This window comes from Muribacter muris, from assembly GCF_001038205.1.
GTDB lineage: Bacteria > Pseudomonadota > Gammaproteobacteria > Enterobacterales > Pasteurellaceae > Muribacter > Muribacter muris.
In genome coordinates this window covers 1-1,862 of record NZ_JWIZ01000106.1, presented here as the reverse complement: position 1 = coordinate 1,862, position 1,862 = coordinate 1, and the positions used below count along the sequence as shown (strand labels likewise).

The following is a 1,862-nucleotide window of genomic DNA, read 5'->3' as shown; positions in this document are numbered from 1 at the left end:
TTGCCCCGCTATAATGAAGCTGACCGTCTTCCAACCAAACTTCACCGCCGCCCGTGATACTGGCATTAATGCCTTCAATATGAGCGGGGTCGGTGAGGGCATACCAACCCGCTCCGTGCGTGGTGGCAATAGGCTGCCCCTCTTCGTCAGTAGTGAGCGTCGGGTCATCAAAACGCAGTTCGTTAAGATTGAATTGTTTTAGCATATGATGTCTCCTTTAAGTCATCTTGGTGTGCGGTAGTCTGCACTAAGCGGATAACTGCCATTGTGCGACTTCCTCTTCAATGTGTTGTAATGCGTCAAGGGTCGTTGCGTCTGTTACCCGCTTTTCAAATGCTTGTTTGACTGACAGCATTTGCCCCATCATTGCGGCAAAATATTCAGCCTTTTGAATAATCCGCCCGCATAAATCTGCCATATCTTGATAGTTGCCGACCATTGCCGAGAGCATCGGCGTTGGGGTACTGTTATCAGCCAACCACGCCCGTGCTTCTTGTTCTTGACGGTAGAAACTGTCAATCTCCGTTTGCGGATAACTCACCAATTTTGCGGCTTTCAAGCGGTCGGTTTGGTCGGAAATTTTGCGAAGTAGGCGGGCTTTCTCCTCATCGAGCATTATCGATTGCTGCGTTTCATCGGCGACCCATTGCACCCCATTCCAAGTGTGGTAGGCACTCGGCGCAGGCTCAATCAGCCTCGGCTGCCCATTTTCATCGCTGACGATATGTTTACCGGTCGCTTGTCCGTTAAGTAATTCAAGATAAACTTCATCTGAAATAGCAACGGCTTCTTGGGGTACATCACTAAACCGGTCATCATAAAAGCCGCCTTGATAATAAAACATTGTCATTATTTCCATCTCCCGATAGCCAAAAATTGAATTGCCATATCCCCTTGGTGGTTAGCCCAAAACTCTTTTAACTGATACACACATTGTGCGCCGTTGCTTTGCCATTTATAAACACTCACCACACCACTCCAATCGCTATTAATTGATTTATAATCAATTTGAGCAAATACCATTGGTGTTTGTGTAAACGCAACTGCCCAATTAAAACGCTTTATGCCTGAATCTTTTCCTTGGGGCACAATGTCGTTTTGCTCAATAAAATACGTCTGAATCATTGTGCCGTCAGGGTAACGGCGGATTTCAAAATTACCGGTTTTTTGATAGGTGAAATCTTCAACTAATGCCGTTACACCGCTTTTTTCCGGTGTGGTAATCACATAATGATTTGCCCCACTTTCGGTGTTTCGCCGGATAAGCGCAAATCGGTTATCGTGGCTTTCTATCAACATTCGGTCATTGCGTGTCGGGCGGTCAATCATTATGCCGCCATAGTTATTCGCTGTGGCTTTAAGGTAACTGTCGCCCCAATGATTAACTTTGTTCTCACCAACGTAAATGTCTTTATTCGTATAAACTTTGTCGGCTTGCAGACTGATATGGGTATTATGTCCATAGCTACGTAGAACAATATCGTTACTTGTGCCGTTTGCCGTGCCGATAAACCAGTTATTTGCGCCATTTCGTTTACCCCGCACAAAGCTCTCTGCCGCATCAATCTCTAATGCGCCGGTGAGCGTCCCACCCGTCAGTTTAAGGCAATTCACTCCATCAACCCGTCGCCATTCATTCCAACCTTCCGAACCTCGCCCCCGCACGTAGATTTGGTTACTTTGGAATGTCGTATAGGTTTGCTGCACTTCATAGGCGGACGGCTCGACACGCAGGGTACCGGCTTGATTAACGGGATAATTGTTAGCGGTGGTGGCATTACGATTAAGCGATTGACGGTAAAGACCGACCTGCATCACATCGTTTAAATTCTCCTGTGCAAGCGCACCGACCTTGAAAATAC

General features: G+C 46.8%; 3 protein-coding genes. All 3 read right to left on the bottom strand.

All coding sequences use genetic code 11. The features are described 5' to 3' along the window. Positions 1-205, bottom strand: a 205-nt coding sequence (locus tag RO21_RS11720; RefSeq protein WP_047977962.1) for a hypothetical protein, incomplete at its 3' end; no start/stop codon positions are given. 42 nt (positions 206-247) lie between these two features. Next, complete coding sequence (locus RO21_RS11715) at positions 248-850, bottom strand: hypothetical protein (protein WP_053067788.1); 603 nt, start codon at positions 848-850, stop codon at positions 248-250. After that, positions 850-1,862 (bottom strand): pyocin knob domain-containing protein (locus RO21_RS11710; protein ID WP_047977961.1); only part of this gene is annotated, 1,013 nt, incomplete at its 5' end. The genes RO21_RS11710 and RO21_RS11715, both read right to left, overlap by 1 nt.